Source organism: Brevibacterium sp. Lmc1, from assembly GCF_057654315.1.
In genome coordinates this window covers 2,728,433-2,744,949 of the sequence record NZ_CM172803.1, presented here as the reverse complement: position 1 = coordinate 2,744,949, position 16,517 = coordinate 2,728,433, and the positions used below count along the sequence as shown (strand labels likewise).

Annotated in this window: 15 protein-coding genes; 11 read left to right on the top strand and 4 right to left on the bottom strand. The window is 66.1% G+C overall.

Going from position 1 to position 16,517, the window contains the following annotated elements; genetic code table 11:
• Nucleotides 1-267: 267 nt before the first annotated feature.
• Nucleotides 268-1,431 carry a flavodoxin-dependent (E)-4-hydroxy-3-methylbut-2-enyl-diphosphate synthase gene (gene ispG / locus AC239G_RS12270; protein ID WP_487488978.1) on the top strand — a complete coding sequence of 388 codons (1,164 nt, stop codon included), beginning with the start codon at nt 268-270 and terminating at the stop codon, nt 1,429-1,431.
• An 81-nt stretch (nt 1,432-1,512) separates the two neighbouring features.
• A complete protein-coding gene (locus AC239G_RS12265) occupies nt 1,513-2,394 on the top strand; it encodes a GNAT family N-acetyltransferase (RefSeq protein ID WP_487488977.1) in 882 nt (293 codons plus the stop codon).
• Between the two features lie 12 nt (nt 2,395-2,406).
• Here AC239G_RS12265 and AC239G_RS12260 read toward each other — a convergent pair whose 3' ends face one another.
• Nucleotides 2,407-2,823, bottom strand: a complete 417-nt coding sequence (locus AC239G_RS12260) for an RNA-binding S4 domain-containing protein (RefSeq protein WP_139468792.1) — start codon at nt 2,821-2,823, stop codon at nt 2,407-2,409.
• Nucleotides 2,823-3,683 (bottom strand): NUDIX hydrolase, encoded by an 861-nt coding sequence (locus AC239G_RS12255; RefSeq protein ID WP_229664182.1) that lies wholly within the window; start codon nt 3,681-3,683, stop codon nt 2,823-2,825. Before AC239G_RS12255 ends, AC239G_RS12260 begins: the two co-directional genes overlap by 1 nt.
• Before the next feature lie 205 nt (nt 3,684-3,888).
• Between AC239G_RS12255 and AC239G_RS12250 the strand changes: the two genes are divergently transcribed.
• Both AC239G_RS12250 and AC239G_RS12245 read left to right on the top strand, forming a co-directional pair.
• Complete coding sequence (locus AC239G_RS12250; RefSeq protein ID WP_487488976.1) at nt 3,889-5,736, top strand: proline--tRNA ligase; 1,848 nt, start codon at nt 3,889-3,891, stop codon at nt 5,734-5,736.
• A gap of 51 nt (nt 5,737-5,787) precedes the next feature.
• Nucleotides 5,788-6,555, top strand: coding sequence for a TSUP family transporter (locus tag AC239G_RS12245; protein WP_139909806.1), 768 nt, complete (start codon nt 5,788-5,790; stop codon nt 6,553-6,555).
• Between the two features lie 67 nt (nt 6,556-6,622).
• On the opposite strand, the gene AC239G_RS12240 is transcribed toward AC239G_RS12245, so the two are convergent.
• Together AC239G_RS12240 and AC239G_RS12235 are read right to left on the bottom strand one after the other, a co-directional pair.
• Nucleotides 6,623-7,642 (bottom strand): aminoglycoside phosphotransferase family protein, encoded by a 1,020-nt coding sequence (locus AC239G_RS12240; RefSeq protein WP_487488975.1) that lies wholly within the window; start codon nt 7,640-7,642, stop codon nt 6,623-6,625.
• Nucleotides 7,639-8,637, bottom strand: coding sequence for a hypothetical protein (locus AC239G_RS12235; RefSeq protein WP_446657215.1), 999 nt, complete (start codon nt 8,635-8,637; stop codon nt 7,639-7,641). Before AC239G_RS12235 ends, AC239G_RS12240 begins: the two co-directional genes overlap by 4 nt.
• Before the next feature lie 242 nt (nt 8,638-8,879).
• On the opposite strand from AC239G_RS12235, the gene AC239G_RS12230 reads away from it, so the two are divergent.
• The 7 genes from AC239G_RS12230 (at nt 8,880) to truB (ending at nt 16,485) form a co-directional block, all read left to right on the top strand.
• Nucleotides 8,880-9,344 (top strand): ribosome maturation factor RimP, encoded by a 465-nt coding sequence (locus AC239G_RS12230; protein ID WP_446657216.1) that lies wholly within the window; start codon nt 8,880-8,882, stop codon nt 9,342-9,344.
• Nucleotides 9,345-9,481: 137 nt separating this feature from the next.
• Complete coding sequence (gene nusA, locus AC239G_RS12225; RefSeq protein WP_101547295.1) at nt 9,482-10,444, top strand: transcription termination factor NusA; 963 nt, start codon at nt 9,482-9,484, stop codon at nt 10,442-10,444.
• 9 nt (nt 10,445-10,453) lie between these two features.
• A complete protein-coding gene (locus AC239G_RS12220) occupies nt 10,454-10,792 on the top strand; it encodes a YlxR family protein (protein ID WP_487488974.1) in 339 nt (112 codons plus the stop codon).
• A gap of 130 nt (nt 10,793-10,922) precedes the next feature.
• Nucleotides 10,923-13,841 carry a translation initiation factor IF-2 gene (gene infB, locus AC239G_RS12215; protein ID WP_139468787.1) on the top strand — a complete coding sequence of 973 codons (2,919 nt, stop codon included), beginning with the start codon at nt 10,923-10,925 and terminating at the stop codon, nt 13,839-13,841.
• Between the two features lie 189 nt (nt 13,842-14,030).
• Nucleotides 14,031-14,465 carry a 30S ribosome-binding factor RbfA gene (gene rbfA, locus AC239G_RS12210; RefSeq protein WP_139468786.1) on the top strand — a complete coding sequence of 145 codons (435 nt, stop codon included), beginning with the start codon at nt 14,031-14,033 and terminating at the stop codon, nt 14,463-14,465.
• A gap of 194 nt (nt 14,466-14,659) precedes the next feature.
• Nucleotides 14,660-15,535 carry a VldE C-terminal domain-containing protein gene (locus tag AC239G_RS12205; RefSeq protein ID WP_139468785.1) on the top strand — a complete coding sequence of 292 codons (876 nt, stop codon included), beginning with the start codon at nt 14,660-14,662 and terminating at the stop codon, nt 15,533-15,535.
• 11 nt (nt 15,536-15,546) lie between these two features.
• Entirely contained in the window at nt 15,547-16,485 is a 939-nt protein-coding gene (truB, locus tag AC239G_RS12200; RefSeq protein ID WP_139468784.1) for a tRNA pseudouridine(55) synthase TruB, read from the top strand.
• The last annotated feature ends 32 nt before the right edge of the window (nt 16,486-16,517 follow it).

Here is a 16,517-nt window from a genome sequence, read left to right as displayed (position 1 = left end):
GCGCAGACTTCGGGTCACCTTCACACTACCGTCAGCCGGTGACACCGGATCGGGACCAGTGGGCCGTGGCGTGGTGCGGGCGGAGTCGAGGTCGCGCGGGGGCCGCCCGGGGGTGCGCCGATGGACTGTTCGGGGTATGCCCCGTGGACGGACAGTTCTGTGTCAGTGGGAGGTCCTACAATGGTGATGGTTCGCACAATCCGGGTCCCGCATCGGCGCCGGCTCGGACATTGTGGCTGGTCAACAGCCTGACTGAAGGGATCCTTCGTGACATCGGTCAATCTCGGAATGCCCGCACCGCCGCCTCCCGTGCTCGCTCCGCGAAGGAAGACGAGGCAGATCAATGTCGGAAAAGTGGGGGTCGGATCCGAGTCCCCGGTGAGCGTGCAGTCGATGACGACGACACAGACGACGGACATCAACGGGACCCTGCAGCAGATCGCCGAACTCACCGCCGCCGGCTGCGATATCGTGCGCGTGGCCTGTCCCACCGCCGATGATGCCGCGGCTCTGCCGATCATCGCCGGCAAATCCCAGATCCCCGTCATCGCCGATATCCACTTCCAACCCAAATACGTCTTCGCCGCCATCGACGCCGGCTGTGCGGGAGTGCGCGTCAACCCCGGCAACATCCGCAAGTTCGACGACCAGGTCAAGGAGATCTCGAAGGCCGCCGCCGAGGCGGGCGTGTCTATCCGCATCGGCGTCAACGCCGGATCCCTGGACAGACGGCTGATGGACAAATACGGCAAGGCCACGCCCGAGGCGCTCGTCGAATCCGCGCTGTGGGAGGCCTCCCTGTTCGAAGAACACGGATTCTATGACTTCAAGATCTCCGTCAAACACCATGACCCGGTGATCATGGTCCGCGCCTATGAGCTGCTCGCCGAGCGCGGCGATTGGCCCCTCCATCTCGGCGTCACCGAGGCAGGGCCCGCCTTCCAGGGCACGATTAAGTCCGCCACCGCCTTCGGACACCTGTTGGCCGAGGGCATCGGAGACACCATCCGAGTCTCCCTGTCCGCGCCTCCCGCCGAAGAGGTCAAGGTCGGTAACCAGATCCTCGAATCCCTCAACCTGCGGCCCCGAAAGCTCGAGATCGTCTCCTGCCCGTCCTGTGGGCGCGCTCAGGTCGACGTGTACACGCTGGCCGAACGCGTCACCGCCGGGCTCGAAGGCATGGAGGTGCCGCTGCGGGTGGCTGTCATGGGCTGCGTCGTCAACGGCCCCGGTGAGGCCCGCGACGCCGACCTCGGCGTGGCCAGCGGCAACGGCAAGGGCCAGATCTTCGTCAAGGGCGAGGTCATCCGAACCGTGCCCGAATCCGAGATCGTCGAGACGCTCATCCATGAGGCCAACCGCATCGCCGAGGAGGCCGCGGGGCAGCCATCGGGCGCTGCATCGGGGCCGCCTGAAGTGACCGTCGGCTAGGTGCGATACCTTGTGAGGACGAAGAGTTTCATGGTCCAGTCATTGGCCCATGCTGACGGCTGAGAAAGAGTTCAGGGGCACATGGCGCTGAGGATCGCACGACTGGAACATCAGCACACCCGGTGGCTGAAGGACCTGCTTGCGCGCAACCCATGCGAGAACGTCTACCTCATCTCCCTACTCGAAGTCACGGGCACCGCCCGTCTCGGCTCCCCGGCAGGCACCCTGTATGGAATCTTCGACGGTGACCGACCCGTCGCCGCCTACTGGGTGGGCGGCAACATCATCCCGGTCGCAGCGACCCCGGCGACGAATGAGGTGCTTGCCCGGAAACTCAATGCCGACGGTCGCGTGTCCTGCTCACTCATCGGCAGCCGGTCCGTCATCCTCGACCTGCAGCAGCGGCTCAATTGGGGCCGACCGCGTGGAGTGCGCGAACGGCAGCCGCTGCTGGCCATCAGCTCGGATCCGCTTGTCACCCCCGATGAACATGTGCACCGGGTGACCCTCGATGACCTCGGTGCGGTGTTTCCCGCCAGTGTGGACATGTTCACCAAAGAGGTCGGATTCTCACCGATCGAGGACGGCACCGCCGGGTACCTGGCGCGGGTGCGCGGGATCATCCGCGGCAAGAACTGCTATGCCCGGATCTCCTCCACCCTCCCTCAAGGCGGTGCGGTGCCGCGGTGGCCGGCCGAAGAGCAGGACGAACAGGTGCTGTTCAAGGCCGATATCGGCATCCGTGCCCGCCGCATCGTCCAGGTCCAAGGAGTATGGGTCCATCCCGCAGTGCGCAATCAGGGTCTGGGGGCAGCGGGCATGGCCGCGGTCGTCCAGCGCACCCGTGACAAAGGCCATTCCACGGTGAGCCTGTATGCCAATGACTACAACGAGACGGCGCTGCGCATGTATGCCCGCGTCGGCTTCGAACAGGTCGGCACCTTCGCCACCGTCATGTACTGAGCGGTCGGCGGATCAGTCGCGGCGGTTGCGCGACTGAGGTTTGGCCATATCGCCGAGGAACTTCTCCATCTCCCGGCGGTCCTTCTTCGTCGGACGCCCCAGCCCTTTGTCTCGCCGGGGCACGAATCCGCGCAGTGCCGGATCGGGCGGGGGAGTGAGGTCCTCATAGCACTGGACGGCGATGGAGGCCTGCATCCTCGTGGGGATGAAACCGGTGATCTTCCAGATGAATTCGGACCCGGCCTTGCGCACACGCACCTCTTGGCCGATGCTCACCTTCTGCGCGGCCTTGACGCGCTGACCGTCGACCTGCACATGCCCGCCGCGGCAGGCCTGAGTGGCGAGATTGCGGGTCTTGAACATCCGCGTCGTCCACAGCCACACGTCGACGCGCATGTGCTTTCCGGCATCGCGGTTGATCTCGGTCATCAGCGATGACCGTCCGAGAAATTCGTGCCGGACGAGGGCATCCCCGCATCGGCACCATCGGGGTCCTGTATCCGGGAGTCGGCGCGCAGCGCCAGTGCCGAGCGCCGGGTGAAAGTCTGCGCGGGACGCCCTCGCCCCTGGCTGACGGCCTCCCCGGTGGGATCGAGCAGCGGCAGCATGGTGCGGCGGAACGTATCTGCCTGGAGGCTCTCCCCGGCGACGATCTCGTGGAGCTCGCGCAGCTGCCGCAGCGAGAACTCCTTCTCCAGGAGCCCGAAGGGATCCGGGGTGCGTTCGTGGAACGCCCGCAGTCGGTGCACGGCCACGCGCACGATCTCCTGATGCTCGGCGCTGAGCTCGCCGACATCGTGGACGGGCACGAGCTTCCGCCTGTGGACGGGGGAGTCCGGGTGATCGGAATCCGATTCGGCAGGATCAGGGTCGGCCGCCTCGGGGAGGACCGCCTCGGCGGGGGAAGATTCCGTCACCTGCGCCGGAGCATCCGCCACGGCCGCCTCGGTGGGATCGTCCTCCTCGGCGAGTCCGACATCGGAGGCGGAGAGAACATCGAGGTGGGCCACGGAGATCACCCAGCCGCGATCATCGCGGTCGGGTTGGTCGAACACGTGCAGCTGGACGGGGGCGCGGTCGACCAAACGAGCCTTTTCGCGCAGACAGCGGGCGACCGCCTCGGCGAGGCGTTCCTGCGGACGCAGGATCGACCCGGGCAGCTGCCATACCCCATCTCCTGGATGGGTCATGAGAACATGCAGGCCACGGCCGGGCACGGGGCAGAGGACCGCGGTGTCGACCGCGACCGAGGGCCGCGGGAACTGCGTGAGTTGGCTGGGATCAGGCATGCTCTTCGTATCGTTCGGACTCGTCATTTCAGCGGGGACCGGGCGGGGACCGGACGGCCCCGACCGATGCCGGGCTTCGGTGCTGCAGCCACCAGTCTAATTCTCTTCCCGCAGGTGACGAATCCGCGCCCGCTCCGATTCCCTCCGGCTCGCCCGCGTGCGATAGTGTTCGATCTGAGTCTTGACAAGTTGAGGAGATTTACCCATGGCCCTGCGCATGTCGTCCCTGTTCGTGCGAACCCAGAAGGAAGACCCGGTCGGCGCCGAGGTGGCCAGCCACAAACTGCTCCACCGTGCCGGATACATCCGCAGGTCAGCACCGGGAATCTACACGTGGCTGCCGCTGGGACTGGCCGTGCTCGGCAAGATCGAAGCCATCGTGCGCGAAGAGATGGCGCTCGCCGGCTCCCAAGAGGTCCACTTCCCGGGCCTGCTGCCCGCCGATCCGTACAAGAAGTCCGGCCGTTGGGAGGCCTTCGGTCCCGACCTCTTCCATCTCAAGGACCGCCGCGAAAACGACTACATCCTCGCCCCCACTCATGAGGAGGTCTTCACCCTTCTGGTCAAGGACCTCTACTCCTCGTACAAAGACCTGCCGCTGTCGATCTACCAGATCCAGACCAAATACCGCGACGAGGCTCGCCCTCGGGCCGGACTGCTGCGCGGACGCGAATTCATCATGAAGGACGCCTACTCCTTCGACATCGACGACGCCGGACTCGACGCCTCCTACGAGGCCATGCGCGTGGCCTATCTGCGGGCCTTCGCCCGCCTCGGCCTGCCGTGCCTGCCGGTCAAGGCGACCCCGGGTGCCATGGGCGGCTCCGGGACAGAGGAGTTCATCTACCCCTCCGAGGTCGGGGAGGACACGTTCGTGAAGTCGCCCGGCGGATATGCCGCAAACGTCGAGGCCGTGACCTCGATCGTCCCCGAGGCGATTCCCTACTCGCAGTCGCCGGCCGCGCATGTCGAGGACACCCCCGACACCCCGACCATCGAGACCCTCGTGGCAGCCGCAAACGCCTCGCACCCGCGCTCCGATCGTGAGTGGACGGCCGCAGACACACTGAAGAACGTCGTCTGCGCCGTCACCCACCCCGACGGCACCCGCGAGATCATCGTCATCGGCCTGCCCGGCGACCGCGAAGTCGACCTCGACCGGGCCGCCGGCACCGGAATGCTCGGCGACGGTGAGGTCGACCTCGAAGCCGCGACGGCTGAGGATCTCGCCGCCCATTCGGAGCTCGTCAAGGGTTACATCGGACCCGGCAACTCCCTCGACGCGCCGGTTCTCGGCCTCGAATCGCCCTCGAAGATCCGCTACCTCCTCGACCCTCGCGTCGTCGACGGCACCCGCTGGATCACTGGAGCCAATGAGCCCGGACGCCACGTCTTCGACCTCGTCGCCGGACGGGACTTCACTGCCGACGGCACCATCGAAGCCGCCCAGGTCGTCCTCGGCGATCCGGCACCGGACGGCTCCGGTCCGCTGGAGCTGGCCCGCGGTGTCGAGATCGGTCAGATCTTCAAGCTCGGCCGCAAGTACGCCGAGTCCCTCGACCTCAAGGTGCTCGACCAGAACGGCAAGGCGACGACCGTGACCATGGGCTCCTACGGTCTCGGCGTCACCCGCGTCATGGCCTGCATCGCCGAGGAATACCATTCCGAGGACGGCCTCCTGTGGCCCCAGCACCTGGCCCCGGCCGATGTGCACATCATCGTCGCCGGCAAGGGTGAGGAGATCGCTCAAGCCGCCGAGAAGATGATGACCGAACTCGAGGCCGAAGGCATCAGCGTCCTGCTCGATGACCGCAATAAGGTCTCGCCCGGGTTCAAGTTCGCCGATGCCGAGCTCATCGGCATTCCTACCGTCATCGTCGTCGGCCGCGGTCTGGCCGATGGCGTCGTCGAGGTCCGCGACCGTCTGGCCGGGGAGAAGTCCGACCAGCCCGTCGCCGAGGTGGTTCCTGCCACCGTGGCACGTGTGCGTGAGGCGTACGCGAAGGCTGCAGCCGCAGCCGACGCGGCGATCAGCGCCGACCAGAACGCCTGAGCCGCCTCGGTGTTCGAAGCCCTCGCCGGAGGAATCGATGTCACCTGGACGATGGTCCTGTGGCTGCTCGCCGCGGGAGTTCTGGCCGGGTGGATCGATGCCGTCGTCGGCGGGGGCGGACTGATCCAGCTGCCCGCGCTGCTGCTCGTGCCGGGGATGAGCCCCGTGCAGGCGGTCGCGACGAATAAGATCGGGTCGATTGCGGGCACGACCGCCTCGGCGGTCACCTATCTGCGCAAGATCACCCCGGACCGGTCGGCGACGATTCCGGCCGCGGCCTCGGCGTTCTTGGGTGCCGTGCTCGGGGCGAAGCTCGCGACCTTGGTGCCCAGCGAGGCTTTCACCCCGATCATCCTGCTCGCGCTCATCGGGGTCGGGATCTTCACCGTCCTCAATCCGAGCCTCGGCGCCGATGCCACGCTGCGGTTCGGGGAAACGTCGAAACGCCACCATGCCTTGTCGTGGCTGATCGGGCTCGTCATCGGCGTCTACGACGGAGTGCTCGGGCCGGGGACGGGATCGTTCCTCGTCATCGCCTTCGTCTCGATCATCGGATTCTCTTTCCTGCAGGCCTCGGCCACGGCGAAGGTGATCAACTGGGCGACGAACTTCGGAGCGCTCGTCTACTTCATCCCCGACGGTCAGGTCGTCTGGCTGCTGGGTGTGATCATGGCCGTCGGCAATGTCACCGGCGGGATCTTCGGTGCGCGCACCGCGCTGGCGAAGGGCTCAGGGTTCGTCCGCGTCGTCTTCGTCATCGTCGTCTCCGCTCTGATCCTCAAACTCGGCTTCGACTTCATCTCCACCCTCATCCACTAATTGCCACCTGACGGCGGCCCAGCAACCTCGCGCGAGGTATCTGGGCCGCCGTCAGGTAGCAATAGGGTTAGCCGATGGGTTTGAGGGCGTGGGCGTTGACTCCGGCGACATCGGCGCCGGACAGCGCGCGGGCCACCCACAGGGAGCGGGCAGCATCGGCCAGGCTCGAATTCGACCCGCCGGAGGCAGCGCGCAGATACCAGAACATGTTCGTGATCTCCCTGGCCACGGTCGCCCCCATCCCGTACTGCGGATCGACCCCGGCGCACAGCGCCAGGTCCGTGGCGAAACCACGCAGCCACGCCGCCTGCGCCTGCGGATGATCCGAGGGGATCTCGGCCAGGCGGTTCCACAGCACCGGGGCCAAGGTGTACGCGGTCGGACCGGCCAAAGGCTGCGGATCGATGGCCTTCCACGTCGAGATGCCCGTCGGGTCGGGATTGCCGGCGAGGATGTTGTAGTAGTGCAGGTCGGCGTGGATGAGCCAGTTCTCATCCGAGGACGCCAGAGTCTGCATCCAATTGCGGGCGAACGACAGCAGCAGGGAATCGTGCGGACCCGCCTCCGACCACCCGGTCAACAGCGCGGCATCGGCATCGAACGAATTCAGCCACCCGGCCACGACATCCTGGACCCGCAGGAACTCCGAGGTCGCCGGAATCTCCAAGGACCGCTGCAGCGCACCCCACACCGGCGGCACATCGGCCAGTGGCAGCACGGACAGATTGTCCTTCGTGCGCAGTCGCTCCTGCAGCGTGACCCGGAAGCTGCGATCATCCCGGATGACCCGCACCGCCCCGTGCCCGTTCCACATCTTCAGCGCCCGCAGCACCTGCGCATGCGCAGCCGTATGTGCCGAGGTGGGAGCCGCGAACCGCAGCACCCCCTGATAGTTCTCCTGAGTGAGCACCGGAATCACCAAGGACTCGCACCCGGCCCACGGCGCCCCCGGCACATCGTCGAAGCGCAGCTTCCACCGATCGAGGAGTTCGTTTGCCATATAGTCGAGCGCGGCAACCCACGAATCGGTGCGATATTCGCCGATGATCTCGCGCGTCGCGCGGTAGAGAACCGGTGGGACCCTCACTCCTGCACCTCCGCCTGCCCGGGTTCGTCATAGGTGAAACGCAGCGGCTGCGGAGCGGCGAAGACCATCCGGTTCCGGGCCGATTCCCAGAGCCGGAGAATCGCCGAGGCGTCCGCCTCCAACCAGGGCAGAAGCGCGGAAGCGACGCCGTCTTCCAATGACAGCGCTAGCTCCTTCGCGGAGTCCGCATCCGTCGGGGTGGGATCGAGCTTCCACGCCGAGGCGGCCGGATCGGCTGCGTCCTCGCCGAGTCGTTCGAGCATCTCCCCGGACAGGGCACCCAAGGATTCGAGCCTGGCCAGCGCAGCCTTGCGTTCACGCGACTTCGAATCGAAGTTCACAGCCAGCCGTTCATAGCCGTACGCGGCCGCCCGCGACTGATTGAGGATCGCGTTGAACATCTCCGCCCGACCCTTCGGATCCTGGCTTCCGGAGTCGTCCGTCCCGGCATCCGCGTCGGCCCCGCCGGTGGCACTGGGAGACGCTGTCGCATCATCGCCGCCGTCCCTGCTCTGGTCGAGTTCCTCACGGCCGGCGCGGATGAGTTCGTCGGCGGTGGTGATGATCTCCGGCTTCTTCGTCCCAGCGACCAGAGCCAGACCCGTGGCCACATCGGCCAGGACGGGAATAAGGTCCGAACCCAAGGACGCTGAGGCCTCGAAGACGGCGCGGGAAGCCACCTCGGCGGCCTGGACGAAGGTGCGGTTCTTCTCTGTCGGAGGTGCCTCGGTGGCGAATTCGGTCGGCGGGTTCCATTCGGGACCGATCGCCGCAGCGAAGTCAGTAAGGTCCTCACCCGCGGTTTCGGGATCACCGGCGCCGGGAGAAGCGGAGTCCAAGATGCGGGCCAGACGATTGCGCAGCTGCTGAGTCGCATCAAGAGTGGGGATCTCGGGATCCTGATCGAGTCGCAGGCCGCAGGCGGTGAGCAGGCTCAGACTCAACCCGCCGACGCCGGCAGTCAACAGGCCGCGGCGACTGACGGGAAAATGCATACGACAATCCTATCGGATGCCCCGTCATCGCCGTGGGACTCCCACCATCGCCGAGGGGCACCGACCGTCGCCCGCCCGACCGCAGAATGAGACTCGCACCCGGCAGAACCGCGACGAAGGCTTAACCTCGACGTCGGCTGTCGCTTAGGGTGGGGGAGAACACGGCGGTCGCACACGTGCACGGTGCGCCGGCCCCCTTGCCCCGCCTCGGCGAAGGGGACGCACAAGGATATGGAGGAGAAATGGACGAAGACGTCGAGCGGATCAAGGGCCTGCTCGCCCCGCCCCTGCAGGATGCGGGATTCCACCTCGAGACCGTCAAAGCGGTGGCGGCCGGTCCGCGGCGCACGCTCACCGTCGTCGTCGACCTCGACGAATCGAGCACCGATCCGATGTCGATGGAGAAGATCGCCGAATCGACGAAGATCGTCGGCGACGCCCTCGACGAGGTCGAGGTCTTCCGGGACAAGCCGTACCAGCTCGAGGTCACCAGCCCCGGTGCCACCCGAAAGCTCGAGACCCCCCGCCACTTCCGACGCGTCATCGGCCGTCGCCTGGAGATCACGACGAAGAAGGACACCTTCAAGCTCGACCTCGCCGAGGTGGGGGAGAGTTCGATCACGGGCACGGACCCCCAGCGCAAGGAGTCGAAGACGGTCGACCTCGGCGAGATCCGCAAGGCCCAGGTGGAGTTGAAGTTCCGCTGAGGCGAACCTCACGTACCTCCGGCAGTGCGGCGGCCCCTTCGCAGACAGAGTGCGGGCGCGGACTGGGATAGACTGTTACGCCTGCATAAGTGAACACAGACAATTCAATGCTCGGTTGAGCGAGAGAGGACTTAGACATGGACATCGACCTCAATGTTCTGCGCGTCATCGAACGAGAGCGTGAGATTCCGCTGGAAACCCTCATCGAACTCATCGAACAGGCGCTCTTCCTCGCCTACCAGAAGACCGAAGGGGCCTGGCCCGACGCCCGTGCCGAACTCGACAAGTCCACCGGCGAGGTGCGCATCCTCGCCGTGGAATTCGACAACGACGACAACCCGATCGGCGAGTTCGACGACACTCCCACCGGCTTCGGCCGCATCGCCGCCCAGACCGCTCGGCAGGTCATCCACCAGCGGCTGCGCGATGTCGAGGACGAGACGCTGCTGGGCACATTCAAGGGCCGTGAGGGCGAGATCGTCTCGGGCATCATCCAGCAGGGCCGCGACCCGCAGATGGTCCAGGTCGACATCGGAGACGTCGAAGCCGTGCTGCCCCCGCACGAACAGGTCCCCGGCGAAACCTACGCCCACGGCACCCGACTGCGCGTCTACATCGCCGACGTGCACAAGGGCACGAAGGGCACCTCGGTCACCGTCTCCCGCACCCACCCGAACCTCGTGCGCCGACTCTTCGCCCATGAGGCTCCGGAGATCGCCGACGGCACTGTCGAGATCGTGTCCCTGGCCCGCGAAGCCGGCCACCGCACGAAGCTCGCCGTGCGCGCCACGAAGCCGGGAGTCAACGCGAAGGGATCGTGCATCGGCGAACTCGGCTCCCGTGTGCGTGCGGTGATGAACGAACTCGGCCAGGAGAAGATCGACATCGTCGACTACTCCGACGACCCGGCGAAGTTCATCGCACACGCCCTGTCCCCGGCCAAGGCCAAGAGCGTTGAGATCCTCGACGCCGCCGCTCAGGAATCCCGCGCAGTCGTCCCCACCGACCAGCTGTCCCTGGCCATCGGCAAAGAAGGGCAGAACGCCCGCCTGGCAGCCAAGCTCACCGGCTGGAAGATCGACATCGTCGCAGGCGAATAGCCTCGTGCAGTGATTCGCACCACTGGCCCCCTTGGCGCGAGCCCGGGTGCCGGTGCTGTAGAATCATTCATTGTGAATGTTGGTGATGGACCCGTAAGGACGTGCATCGCCTGTAGGCAGAAGGCCGGTCGGGACGAGCTGACACGCTTCGTGTTCCGCCCCGATCGGCACCCCGCCGTCGTCCGCGATGTGTCAGCGACACTGCCGGGACGTGGTGCGTGGGTGCATCCTGATGCGAAGTGCCTGGACAAGGCCCTGACCACTGCCGCCTTCGCTCGATCCTTTCGAACGAAGATCACCGCCTCGGACCTCCCGAGGCCGGACACCGAACCCAAAGAGAACGGGTAGCCGAATGGATGACAAGTTGTGAGTGTCGCACGATGACACCCAAACGGAATTCGAGAGAGCAGTGAAATGAGTACTGCTCTTCATTGATGAGGTTCTTTCCTGACCGGGAAAGAACCCGGACAGGAGAACTGTGGCAAAGCCCCGTGTCCATGAGCTCGCGAAAGAGCTCGGCACAACAAGTAAGAACGTCCTCGAAAAGCTCCAGGACATGGGCGAATTCGTTCGCTCCGCCTCTTCGACGCTCGAAGCGCCCGTCGTGCGCCGCGTGAAGGAGGCATTCGCCGATTCCTCTTCCGCTGATGGTGAGAAGTCCACCGGCGCGAAGAAGGCCGCCAAGCCGGCCGCGAAGCCCGGAGCCCCGAAACCCGGTGCGAAGCCCGCACCCAAGCCCGCCGCGAAGTCGGCCGCCAAGCCGGGTGCTGCGAAGTCCGCCGGTGCGGCGAAATCGGCCCCCGCCGAGGATGCCGCCCCCGCTGCGAAGTCCGCACCGAAGCCTGCCGCCAAGCCGGCGACCCCGGCTGCCCCGGAGGCAGCCGAATCGACCGAGGCTCCCGCTGCCAAGCCGGCTGCCTCCTCGGCGCCGAAGCCCGGTGCCCCGAAGCCGGCTGCCGCACCCAAGCCCGGTGCCCCGAAGCCCGGCGCTCCCAAGCCGGGTGCTGCCGGGAAGCCCGGCGGTCGTGGTGCCGCGCGTCCCGGAAACAACCCCTTCGCTTCCTCGCAGGGAATGCCGAAGCCCGGTCGCGGACCCAAGCCCGGCGGTCGTGCCGGCCAGGGCGGTCAAGGCGGTCAGGGTGGCCAGGGTGGACGCCCCGGAAACAATCCGTTTGCGCCTTCGCAGGGAATGCCGAAGCCCGGCCAGAAGCAGCGCGGATCCGGTGAGGAATCCTCGGGCGGTCCCCGTCCGGCACCTCGCCCGGGCGCACCACGCCCGAACCCGTCGATGCTGAAGAACTCGGCACTGAACAAGCCCGCTCCCGGCCGCGGTCGCGGCGGCGGACGCGGAAACGCCCCAGGCGGCGGCGCACCCGGTGCCCCGGGCGGCGCTCCCGGCGGTCCTCGTCGTGGACCCGGCGGCGGTCCCGGTGGTCGCGGTTCAGGTCGCGGTCGCGGAAGCACGCAGGGTGCATTCGGCCGCGGCGGCGGTCCCCGTCAGAAGGGACGCAAGTCGAAGCGGGCGAAGCGCGCAGAGCTCGAACAGATGCAGGCTCCCTCGGTCGGTGGCGTCACCGTTCCGCGCGGAGACGGCAACACGCCGCTGCGTCTGCGTCGCGGCTCCTCGCTGGCCGACTTCGCCGAGAAGATCAATACCGATCCGACGAACCTCGTGACCGTGCTCTTCCACCTCGGTGAGATGGCCACGATCACCCAGTCCCTCGACGAGGCGACCTTCGAGGTCCTCGGCGAAGAGCTCGGCTACAAGATCGAGATCGTCTCGCCCGAAGACGAAGATCGTGAGCTGCTGGAGACCTTCGACATCGACCTCGATGCCGAAGCCGCAGAAGAGGACGACGAGGACCTGCAGGCACGTCCGCCGGTCGTCACCGTCATGGGTCACGTCGACCACGGTAAGACCAAGCTGCTCGACGCGATCCGCTCGGCCAATGTCGCTTCCCGCGAAGCCGGCGGAATCACCCAGCACATCGGTGCCTACCAGGCCGAGGTCGAGCACGAGGGAGAAGACCGCAAGATCACCTTCCTCGACACCCCCGGTCACGAGGCGTTCACCGCCATGCGTGCCCGTGGTGCGAAGTCGACGGACCTCGCGATCCTCGTGGTCGCCGCCGACGACGGCGTCATGCCGCAGACGATCGAAGCTCTCAACCACGCTCAGGCGGCCGATGTGCCGATCGTCGTGGCCGTGAACAAGATCGACAAGGAAGGCGCCAACCCCGCCAAGGTCATGCAGCAGCTGACCGAATACAACCTCGTGGCCGAAGAATACGGCGGCGAGACCATGTTCGTGCCGATCTCCGCGCTCAAGCGCGAGGGCATCGACCAGCTGCTCGAATCCGTTCTGCTGACCACCGATGCGGCCCTGGACCTGCGGGCGAACCCCGACAAGTCCGCTCGCGGCATCGCGATCGAAGCCAAGCTCGACAAGGGCCGCGGTGCGGTTGCCACCGTCCTCGTCGAGTCCGGCACCCTGCGTCAGGGCGACGCCATCGTCTGCGGCACCGCCTACGGACGTGTGCGTGCGATGTTCGACGAGAACGGAAACGTCGTCGAGGAGGCCGGACCCTCCCGCCCCGTGCAGGTGCTCGGCCTGTCGTCCGTCCCGCGTGCCGGTGACTCGTTCATCTCCACCGATGACGACCGCACGGCCCGTCAGATCGCTGAGAAGCGTGACGCCATCGAGCGCAACGCCGCTCAGGCCCGCGGTCGCAAGCGCATCAGCCTCGAGGACTTCACGAAGGCTCTGGCTGAGGGCAAGGTCGACATGCTCAACCTCATCCTCAAGGGTGACGTCTCCGGTGCTGTCGAAGCGCTCGAGGATTCGCTGCTCAAGATCGATGTGGGCGACGACGTCGACCTGCGGATCATCCACCGCGGCGTCGGTGCGATCACGGAGAACGACATCAACCTGGCCACGGTCGACAACGCGATCGTCCTCGGCTTCAACGTCCGTCCGGAAGCGAAGGCTCGCGACCTGGCAGACCGCGAAGGCGTCGACGTCCGCTACTACTCGGTCATCTACCAGGCGATCGACGACATCGAGTCCTCGCTCAAGGGCATGCTCAAGCCCGAGTACGAAGAGGTCCAGACCGGTACCGCGGAGATCCGCGAGGTCTTCCGCTCCTCGAAGTTCGGCAACATCGCCGGTTCGATCGTCCGCGACGGCCTCATCAAGCGGAACTCGACCGCTCGCGTCACCCGCGACGGAATCGTCATCGGCGACAACGTCCACATCGAATCGCTGCGCCGGTTCAAGGACGATGCGACCGAGGTCCGCGAGGGCTACGAGTGCGGTATCGGACTCGGCAAGTTCAACGACCTGCGCGTCGGCGACATCATCGAGACCTTCGAGATGCAGGAGAAGCCGCGCGACTGATCGGTCGCACAGCGAGTTCCACCCGCTGATTCGACAGCGCAGCAGCGCAGCCGAGGAGGATGGGACTCACATCGTGAGTCGACGGCTCCGGTCGGCCCCCGAACGGGGGACCGGCCGGAGCCGGTTCGATTGCACAGCTAATATTGGGTCGGAAGAGTTGTTCCGGCCCCGAACAGAAGGACACACACCATGGCAGACTCGACACGGGCCCGCAAGATCGCCGACCAGATCAAGGTCATCGTCGCCAGCACCATCGAGCGCAAGCTCAAGGATCCCCGCCTCGGCTTCGTCACCGTCACCGATGTTCGCGTGACCGGCGATCTGCAGCACGCCACCATCTTCTACACCGTCTACGGCGACGACCAGGATCTCGTCGGCACCGGTCATGCCCTCGAATCGGCCAAGGGCTTCATCCGCTCCGAGGTCGGCAAGGGGCTGACGATCCGTCTGACCCCGAGCCTCGAATTCATCGCCGATGCCGTCCCCGAGGCGGCCGCCCGTCTCGACGGACTGCTCGCTCAGGCCGCCGCCGACGACGCTCGAGTCGCCGGGTTGGCCAAGAACGCGCAGCATGCAGGTGAATCCGACCCGTACAAGAAGGCCGACGACGCCGACGAGGAGTGATCATCGCATTCCAGCGAACAGACTGCATCGCGCCTGGTCATCGGGTGGAGAGCGGCGGAACGGCCGTTCCGGGGCCGATTTGAGCTTCGTCACGTCACGGAAAAAGTTCTCGTAACAGTTTTGTTATCTTTCCGAGATGTCGTAGACTTTTTGCGGTAACGAAATGATTACGACTCTGTTAAGGGAATTCTGCATTGGGTAAGCACTCCTCACCGAAGCCGTCGTTCGCGAAGCAGCTGATCCGGGACCTGACTCCCGGCAAGCGCCCCGCAGGCCGACGCGCAGCGAATGCGCCGTCCTCGGCGACTTCCGTGCTGGCGACCGTCAAGCAGCGTCCCGTCGTCGCCGCGATCGCCGTTCCTGCAGCCGCGACCGCCGCCGTCGTCGGTTCGACCGTCGTCATGGGTCCGCCCGAGTCCGGCAACGTCACCACCGAGGCCGCATCGACGACCCCCGAGGAGTCGACCACTGCCTCGACCCCGAGTCAGAAAGAACTCGACGCCGAACGCAAGAAGGCCGGCGAAGAGTACCTGGAGAAGGTCAAGGACGACCCGAAGTACAAGAACAAGACCTCGAAGACCGATCTCGAGGTCAAGGCTCCGCCGAAGCCCAAGCCGACCGCGGAATCCTCGGCTGCTGAGGAGAAGAGCGACGATTCGTCCTCCGATGAGAAGTCTTCCGATGAGAAGTCCTCCGGCGAAGGCACCTCCTCGGACACCTCGGCACCGCCGTGCAGCGTGTCCTCCTCGATCGAGTCCGGCCTGCTGCCGAACGCCGTCAACGGCTACCGTGCTGTCTGCGCGAAGTTCCCCGAGGTCAAGACCTTCGGCGGACGTCGCCCCGGCACCGGTTCGGATCACAACACCGGTGAAGCCGTCGACATCATGATCACCGGATCCACCGGCGACCGCATCGCCGAATACCTCATCCAGAACCAGAGCGCCCTCAACGTCAAGTACGTCATCTGGAAGCAGCGCATCTGGATGCCCGGACAGGGCTGGAAGGGCATGGAGGATCGCGGAGACGCGACCGCCAACCACTTCGACCACGTGCACGCGTCCTTCAACTGATCGCACACCCAGTGAGCGATACTTCCCCACAGGGCGTCCTCGTCTGTGACAAACCGCAGGGGCTGAGTTCCCACGGCGTAGTCTCCCGCATCCGCCGCTGGTTCGGGACGAAGAAGGTCGGCCATGCCGGCACTCTCGACCCGATGGCCACGGGCGTCCTAGTGCTCGGCCTCGGCCGCGGCACCAAGCTGCTCACCTACATCACCGGGGTCTCGAAGACCTATTTCGCCACCGTCCGCCTGGGGTCGTCGACCCCGACCGATGACGCCGATTCCGAGCCCGATCGCTTTGCCGACCCGTCCGATCTCGCTCGTGTCGACGCTGCGGCCATCGAAGCCGCCGTGGCCAAGCTGCGCGGCCCCATCGATCAGGTGCCCAGTGCCGTCTCGGCGATCAAGGTCGACGGCAAGCGTTCCTATGCCCGTGTCCGTGCCGGTGAGAACGTCGAACTCAAGGCCCGTCGTGTCGAGGTATCGGCCTTCGAGATCATCGACATCCGCTTCGCCGCCGAGGACGGGCATATCGACGTCGATGTCGAAGTCGACTGCTCGTCGGGCACCTATGTGCGCGCCCTGGCCCGCGATATCGGCACCGACCTCGGCGTCTTCGGCCATCTCACCGCGCTCAGGCGGACGCGCGTCGGCGATTTCCATATCGACCAGGCCGTGACCCTGCCCGAGGACCTCGACCTCCCCGCGCCCAGCCTCATCTCCCTCGCCGAGGCGGCCCGCACCCTCCTGCCCGTCGTCACCGTCGATGCCGAGCGGGCCCGCGCCCTCATGCAGGGCAAGATCGTTGAGGCTGGTGACTGGCATATAGGCTCCGACGCCGGCGACGCGGGGAACCGAGAGGTCGCCGTCATCTGCGATGACGCCCTCGTCTCCGTGGCCGAAGTGCGTCGGAATGGCGGTCTGAAGTCGCTGACCGCCTTCGCCATCGACCTCGCCTGAGGGGCTCAGCCTTCACGCTCGAAACAACTAAA